Origin of the sequence: uncultured Phenylobacterium sp., assembly GCF_902826855.1 — a bacterium.
Taxonomy (GTDB): domain Bacteria; phylum Pseudomonadota; class Alphaproteobacteria; order Caulobacterales; family Caulobacteraceae; genus Phenylobacterium.
In genome coordinates this window covers 1-6,867 of the sequence record NZ_CADEGK010000221.1, presented here as the reverse complement: position 1 = coordinate 6,867, position 6,867 = coordinate 1, and the positions used below count along the sequence as shown (strand labels likewise).

The following is a 6,867-nucleotide window of genomic DNA, read 5'->3' as shown; positions in this document are numbered from 1 at the left end:
GCCTCGGACACGACAGGCGCGGCTCGCGACAGGCTGCTGGCCGCCCCGCAGAACAGGACCTTGACCCGGGGCGAGCTGCCTGTGGCCACCAGCAGATTGCCGGCCGTCGGGGGCAGCTCAGTGGGCGCCGTGCGCCGGAAGCGATACCGCGCGCCAGAGGCGCCGGAAACGTCGAGGAAGTCATTCATTGTCGATTGGCTTACCCGCCGCCGCCGGTTGAGGCCAGGGCCGGATCGTCACGGGTTGGTCGTGACGCGCGGAGAACGGCCCAAGGGAGGCCTCACCGACGCCTGCTCCACGGCTTCGAACAGCTTGGCCGTATCAACGGGCTTGGGATCTACGCCCCGTGTTGCTCAGCTATGTTGTTAGAGCGCGCTCAAATCCTAGAGTTGACTCTACAGATGGCTGGCACACCAATCCTTGCGCATGGCCCACATGATCCACATTCGCCGGGAGAAGTCGCTCTCAACGACCAGAGCAGCGACGCCCTGTGATGCCCTGGGAGAGCTTCGCGCGTCGAGGGCGCGCGAGGCGACCGCGCCAGCTATCGAAGCAGGCGCCAGAAGCCGTTGCCGACGGTCTGGTCGCGCTCGCTTGCTTGAGCCGTCGCCCGCCGTCGCACTCAGCACATTTGACCGCGCAAGCGCACAACCGAGGCTCGTCGGCCTGGAGACCCCATGAGGAAGTCCGAACTCCGCGGGCGGCTGGCCGTCGCCGCCGCCGTCCTCTCACCGGCGTTGACGATGGGCCTTTCCCTCTCGAGCTTCTCTCTCCTAGTTGTGCCCTGGACCGAAGCGTTTGACGTAAGCCGCGCCACCATCATGGGCGCGCTCGCGGTCGCAACCATCGGGATGACGCTCGCATCTCCGCTTGTCGGATGGCTGATCGTGAAGCTCACGCCCCGCGTCGTCGTCGTTCTTGGCGCGGCGTTACTGACCGCGGGGCTCTTGCTCGCCGCAAATGCGACGTCGTTCCCGATGGTTGCGCTTGCATACATCGCCCCGATCGCGCTGGGCGTCGTCTTCGCAGGCGCGCTGCCTGCAATGACCGTCGCGATCGGCCACTACCCCGAGCGCGCCGGCTCCCTCAGCGGGCTGATCGGGCTCGGGACCTCTCTTCTGGGAGCGGCTGCGCCCATCCTCGCGGCCAATCTCATGGTCATGTTCGGCTGGCGTATGATGCTCCAGATTTCGGCGGTGACCGTGTTCGTGCTCGTTCTCCCGATCGCCTGGTTCATGCTCGTGGCGCGCGTCGTTCCGGCGACCGGTGACGTCGGCGAGGCGTCACAGTCCGCGGGCGGCTGGACCGCCGCCGACACGCTGCGCCGTCCCGCATTCTGGCTGATCATCGCGGGAGTCTTGCCGATCATGCTCGCGCTGATCGCCATTCAGTCGAACCTCGCCGTCATCGCCGACGACGCCAAGCTCTCTCCAAAGGTGGCCGGCTATCTGGTGGCCATCGTGGCAGGCGGCGCGGCGCTGGGCGCGGTTGTCGTAGGCTGGCTGGCTGACCGCATCGATGCGCGCATTATCTACACGGCCGCCGCAGCGCTCATTGCGAGTCGTTGTTCATCATGGTCGGGCCCGGCGCCTTTGGCCGCTACGCCGTCGCGCTGGCGGCCCTTGGCCTCGCGGCGGGCGGCGCAGGGCCGATGATCAGCGTCCTGGTGATCCGTCACTTCAGCATCGAGACGTTCCCGCGCGTGCTGGGTCTGCTTTCGCCGTTTCTCATCCCGGCCAGCCTCGGCTCGGTGTTCGCCGGGGTCGTGCGCGACACAACAGGCAACTATGATCTCCTCTATGTTGTCATAGCTGCAGCACTCCTGCCCGGCTTGCTCGCGATGTGGAAGCTGGCCCCGCGAGCGGTAGCGCCCAGGCCGGGTCGCGCCGCCACCCTGCCTGCCCCGACCTAGACACAACGACCCGGCGCAGGATCCCTGTCGTCATCAATGCCACCTCACCCGGAGATACCTCAGATGGTCGAGACGACGCGCACGGCGGTGGTGGCGAACCAAACGCCGAACTCCCAGGACGATTTCTTCCATGCGGTCGGCAGCGATCCGTCCTGGAGCGAGAGCTACTATTTCTATTATTTCGACGCCGCCCAAAACATCGGCGGCATCACCCGGGTGGGCTTCCGCGCCCATGATGGGTGGAAGGACTACATGCACATCGTCTTCCTGGAAGGCCGCCGCATCGTCTTCTGCTACGACCGCAAGGACATGCCGCCGGGCGATGAAGACATGCGCGTGGGGGCTCTGTCGCTGGAACGGACAGACCCGTTCAAGCGGTGGAAGATCGCGTTCGACGGCAAGGGTCAGGACCTGCCGGACGGCCGCGTCCTGATCACCCCCAAGCGCGACCGACCCGAGGGTTGGCTGCAGATGACGGACGTTGCAATGGAGATCGACTTCACCGCGCTCTGCGATCCGCTCTACATGTTCTCGGCCGGGGGCCAGCACGGCCACTTCGAGCAGCCGGGCCGGTGCACCGGCCATATCACCGTGAACGGCCAGCGGCGCACGTTCTCCGGCCTGGGCCTGCGCGACAAGTCGTGGGGCCCGCGGCCTTGGACCGCGCCTGGCAAGGGCGGCGGCGACAGGAAGCCCGTCGAGCTTGCGAGCGGCGCGGCCAGCGGCCTGTTCACCATGTGGATCACGTCGGTCCTCAACGAGAACACCGCCTTCGCGCTCACCTTTTCGAAGACCCCCGATGGCGGCGTCGCCGGTGGAGGTTTCCTCTACAAGGACGGCGCGTACCACCAGATGCTGTCCGGCAGCGTGGACAGCGACTTCGAAGAGGGATCCCTGGTCCACCGTCGCAATCGCATCTCGGCCACCTTTGAGAATGGACATTCGATCAAGGGCGTCGGGGAGATTCTCAGTCTCGGCCCATCCAAGATCCCGATGCCCGGCGGGGCTACGCTGGTGAATTCGGGGATGACCCGTTTCACGCTTGATACGGGCGAGACCGGCCTCGGCAGCTCGGAGTACTGGTTCTCCGTCAAACGCTGACCGCTCATTCGTCGCCGTGCAGTAAGCGCGGGCGATCTCGGCGTGACGGCGGCGAGGACTGCGCTGAGGACGGCGCAAGATCGGGTCGTCATGCAAGCTCCTGTCCGGAGGCCGCGCTCTGCAGGACAGGGGCGCGGACGGCCGGTGACAGTCCGCAGCGTCACCTTCGCGCGAACACCAAGGGTTCATAGGACGCGGCGCGCCAACATTTGAACCGTGCGGGGCAGCGGAAGAGGTCATCGCCCAAAGCGGACCCCCAACGTCTCGGCGCCTCGCCCTCGAAGGGCGCACGACCCATCTGGCCAACAGCCATCTCTTAGGCGGGGTTCGGCAGCCGCCTGCCTATAGAAGCTTGATTTCCTAGCAAGAAATGGCGCGCCCGGAACGATTCGAACGTCCGACCCTCAGATTCGTAGTTGCGCCAAGCCCTTCCGACGCCTCCCGCCGAACCTACGAAATTCTACGCTAACACCTTTGTTCTTGCTGGTGTTTTTCGTGGGTGATAGGGTTCCCTCGTGACCCGACGCCGCAGATTTTTAGGTTGGGTTTTGGCGCCAACCCCAACTTAAAACCCAACCTAAAACCCCAACCTAAAAACACAGCTGACCCCGATGAGCGACTTCAAGGCCTCTTTGAATGACAAGATGATCGGTCGACTCGCACTCGCTGACGAGGGGCAGTACGTCGTACGCGACACCGACCTGAAGGGCTTCTTCCTGGTAATTGGGAAGCGCAAGAAGACCTTCACGGTGCTCGGCGAGTTCTGGGAAGGCGGCAAGCGCCACGCCAAGAAAGTTGCGCTGGGAACGGTCGAGGAGCTGTCGACCCGTGATGCGCGGGTCAAGGCGAGGGACGCGCTAGCGAAAATCGCGCGGGGTGAGTATGCGGCGGAGGCCGCGGCGGCCGCAGTCGCCAAGGCGCAGGCAGGATTGGCGATCGAGAAGGCCGCCGACGTGACACTGCGGTCGGCGTGGGCGCGGTACAAAATCTACCTAGAACGCAAGGATCGCAGCGCGGCGACGATCGCCGGCTACGGCGACCACGTTGAGCGTCTGATGAAAGACTGGCTCGACCTGCCACTGATGACCCTGGGCGAAAATCCCCGGATGGTTTCGGACCGCCACGACCAGCTGACCAGAGATAACGGGCCGTTCGGGGCGAACGGCTGCATGCGGACGCTGCGGGCGATCTACAACCACGCCCGCCGCAGCGCCCGCGAGCTTCCCGCTGACAATCCGACCTCGGCGGTCGATTGGAATGACGAGAAGCGTCGCGACACCGCGATGGGGACCTTCGACCTGCCGGAGTGGATGAACCAAGCGCGCCGGCTGCGTCATGCCATTCGCAGGGAATTTCACCTCTTCACACTGCTTTCCGGCAGCCGGCCGGGGGCCTTGCAACGGGCGGAGGTGACGCACTTCGATTTCGCCCGCCGTGTCCTTCACGTTCCGCGGCCGAAGGGCGGCGCGAAGCGGGCGTTCGATATTCCGCTATCGCGGGACATGCTCCGTTGCCTGGGGCGCGCCATGCGGATCAGCCGGATGCTGCACCCCGAGCATGCCGAACGCTGGATCTTCGCCGCCGACAGCGACGAAGGTCACTTGGTCGAACACAAGGAGCCCCGCGAGAGACTCTCCAAGTGGGGCAACGACCTTCGTCAGTCCTATCGGACACTCGGTCAGGCCGCCGGCCTTTCCGATATCGACATGCACCTTCTGATGAACCACCGGCTGCCAGGCGTGAACGCCGGCTACATCACGCGCGACAAGCTGATGAGCGACCACCTGCGTGCGGCACAGCAGAAGCTGTCGGACTACATCGTCACCGCCGGCATGACGCCCTCCAAAGGCGGTGCCAAGCGCGAACGCGCCTGGCCGCGGCTCCCGTCCCGCTACATTGGCGATGATATCCTAGATCCCACGCCGCCCGATCCGCGCTTGGGTGTGCCTATTGGTCCTCGCCGGAAGAAGGCGGAAGAATCGGAGGCGAAAGCCGCGTAGACACGGGCGCATGTCGGCGCGCCCACACGCGGACGCGAACACCCCGCCGATTTCTATCCGGAACTGCGATCTTCTACGACGACCCGGTGCGGCCGCTAGCGTCTCGCCGGCGGCCTGTTCACATGTCCGCGTGTGCGGAGGTGAACATGCAGACGATAGCGATCGTGAGCCAGAAGGGCGGCGCCGGTAAGACCACCCTCGCGGTCAATCTAGCCGCTGAAGCGGCGAGGTCGTGCGTCTCGCTGATCATCGATACCGACCCGCAGGCGACCGCCAGCCGCTGGGCCCAATGGCGCGGCGGCGGCGACCCGGAAGTCGTCGATTGCGGGGCGCCGAGCCTGCTCGCGGGCAAGCTGGCCAAGGCGGCCGAGCTCGGCGCCGACCTCGCGGTGATCGACACGCCGCCGCATGCTGACGCCATGGCGCGCCAGGCCGCGCGCCTCGCCGATCTGCTTCTCATCCCCTGTCGCCCCAGAGCCTTTGATTTGGCCGCGATCGAGGCGACGGCGGAGCTGGTGCGATCCAGCCGGAAACCCGCGTTCGTGGTGTTCAACGCCGGGCCGCCGCGGGCGCCTCACATCTACCGGGAGGCCGCCAGCGTGATCGGGGGCGAGTTCGGTCTTCAGATCGCACCGGTCGTCTTGCCCGAGCGGGCCGCCTTCCACCACAGCGCCGCCGCCGGCCGAACGGCCCCCGAGCACGACGCACAAGGAAAGGCCGCGGATGAGATACGGGCGCTTTGGGCATGGACACGTGAACAGCTTGGCGTGTCCACAGTCACCCAGGCGGTGATGGCGTGAGCCGGTTCGACGCCATCAGAACGGAACGGGTGAAGCCGGAGGTGGCGTCCAATCCCCCCGGCGTCGCAGCCGTGCCAGGTCGGACGCCGGCCCGGATCGGCAAGAAGGCGGTGGGCGGCTATTACAGCCCGCAACTCAGCCAAGCCCTAAACATGTTGGCGCTGGAGCAGAACACCAGCCTCCAGGCGCTCTTGGGCGAAGCGATCGATGACCTGATGCGCAAGTACGGCAAGCATCCGTTCGGCGAGCGTTGACCTGTCTGCGTGCGAACACGTGCACACGTCTTCAGGCCAGCTGGGCGTGGGGTTCAGACTCATAGCGGCGTGCAGCGCGGACCCGGCCCGCGTCCGGGTCGGTCGTGGAGGTCTGGGCGCCTTGGTCGGCCCAGGCCTCAAGGTCGTTCAAGGCGTAGATGACGCGTCCACCGATCTTGCGATACCGCGGCCCGGTTCCGTAGGTGCGGTGCTTCTCGAGCGTTCGCCCAGAAAGCCCGAGGTAGCGGCCAGCTTCAGCTGTCCGCAGATAGCGATTGGGAATTCGAGACGCTTCCAACATAGCGATACCTCCGCGTCGGGACCTCGCCGCAGGGACGGCGCGAGCCACCTTCGACTCAGCGTAGGCAGGCGGGTGTTCGGCGTGAAAGGCGTAAGCCTACCCACCCCGCATTTGTCAGGTTTTTGTATACATATTTCTGACAGACCGAGATTTGTCAGGAACTTGCGTACATAATCCTGACAGACGGAGGCGATCATGCGCGGGCCGGCACTCGACCTGAAGACGACAATCCTCGACCGCATGGCCGCCCACGCGCCCTTTGGCGTGTGGACGCCTGCCGACTTCGCCGACGCCGGCCCCCGCGACGCGGTCGATCAGGCCCTGCATCGGCTGGTGCGGACGGGTCAGGTCCGACGGATTGCCCGCGGTCTCTACGACAGCCCAAGCCAGAACAGCCTCACTCGAAAGCCCAACGTTCCCGATCCGCGCGCGGTGATCGATGCGCTCGTCGCGGAGGAGCTCGGCGAGCGGCACGCCTATCAGTGGGCGATCCACACCC

Annotated in this window: 7 protein-coding genes and 2 pseudogenes; 7 read left to right on the top strand and 2 right to left on the bottom strand. The window is 65.7% G+C overall.

The genetic code is table 11. The features are described from left to right. Positions 1 to 188, bottom strand: a pseudogene (locus tag QZV94_RS21415) (hypothetical protein); the annotation flags it as partial. A 489-nt stretch (positions 189 to 677) separates the two neighbouring features. Here QZV94_RS21415 and QZV94_RS21410 point away from each other — a divergent pair. The 6 genes from QZV94_RS21410 to QZV94_RS21385 all read left to right on the top strand — a co-directional run bounded on the left by QZV94_RS21410 (position 678) and on the right by QZV94_RS21385 (position 6,067). Then, the gene (locus tag QZV94_RS21410) at positions 678 to 1,655 is read left to right on the top strand and encodes an MFS transporter (protein ID WP_293681716.1); all 978 of its coding nucleotides are present in this window, start codon (positions 678 to 680) and stop codon (positions 1,653 to 1,655) included. After that, on the top strand, positions 1,652 to 1,912 hold the full coding sequence (locus QZV94_RS21405) for a hypothetical protein (protein WP_293681713.1): 261 nt from the start codon (positions 1,652 to 1,654) through the stop codon (positions 1,910 to 1,912). Before QZV94_RS21410 ends, QZV94_RS21405 begins: the two co-directional genes overlap by 4 nt. 63 nt (positions 1,913 to 1,975) lie before the next feature. After that, positions 1,976 to 3,013, top strand: coding sequence for a hypothetical protein (locus QZV94_RS21400; RefSeq protein ID WP_293681710.1), 1,038 nt, complete (start codon positions 1,976 to 1,978; stop codon positions 3,011 to 3,013). Between the two features lie 611 nt (positions 3,014 to 3,624). Next, a complete protein-coding gene (locus QZV94_RS21395; protein ID WP_293681707.1) occupies positions 3,625 to 5,013 on the top strand; it encodes an integrase family protein in 1,389 nt (462 codons plus the stop codon). A 146-nt stretch (positions 5,014 to 5,159) separates the two neighbouring features. Then, positions 5,160 to 5,813 carry a ParA family protein gene (locus QZV94_RS21390; RefSeq protein WP_293681704.1) on the top strand — a complete coding sequence of 218 codons (654 nt, stop codon included), beginning with the start codon at positions 5,160 to 5,162 and terminating at the stop codon, positions 5,811 to 5,813. Then, positions 5,810 to 6,067: a ribbon-helix-helix domain-containing protein gene (locus QZV94_RS21385; RefSeq protein ID WP_293681701.1), complete on the top strand. Its 258-nt coding sequence runs from the start codon at positions 5,810 to 5,812 to the stop codon at positions 6,065 to 6,067. The genes QZV94_RS21390 and QZV94_RS21385 overlap by 4 nt, the downstream gene beginning before the upstream one ends. Before the next feature lie 31 nt (positions 6,068 to 6,098). On the opposite strand, the gene QZV94_RS21380 is transcribed toward QZV94_RS21385, so the two are convergent. Then, entirely contained in the window at positions 6,099 to 6,368 is a 270-nt protein-coding gene (locus tag QZV94_RS21380) for a helix-turn-helix domain-containing protein (protein ID WP_293681698.1), read from the bottom strand. Between the two features lie 195 nt (positions 6,369 to 6,563). Between QZV94_RS21380 and QZV94_RS21375 the strand changes: the two are divergent. Beyond that, positions 6,564 to 6,867, top strand: a pseudogene (locus QZV94_RS21375) (hypothetical protein); the annotation flags it as partial.

Coding starts and splice junctions, on each gene's coding strand:
- QZV94_RS21410 (WP_293681716.1), top strand. CDS start 678: ATGAGGAAGTCCGAACTCCGCGGGCGGCTGGCCGTCGCCGCCGCCGTC.
- QZV94_RS21405 (WP_293681713.1), top strand. CDS start 1,652: ATGATCAGCGTCCTGGTGATCCGTCACTTCAGCATCGAGACGTTCCCG.
- QZV94_RS21400 (WP_293681710.1), top strand. CDS start 1,976: ATGGTCGAGACGACGCGCACGGCGGTGGTGGCGAACCAAACGCCGAAC.
- QZV94_RS21395 (WP_293681707.1), top strand. CDS start 3,625: ATGAGCGACTTCAAGGCCTCTTTGAATGACAAGATGATCGGTCGACTC.
- QZV94_RS21390 (WP_293681704.1), top strand. CDS start 5,160: ATGCAGACGATAGCGATCGTGAGCCAGAAGGGCGGCGCCGGTAAGACC.
- QZV94_RS21380 (WP_293681698.1), bottom strand. CDS start 6,368: ATGTTGGAAGCGTCTCGAATTCCCAATCGCTATCTGCGGACAGCTGAA.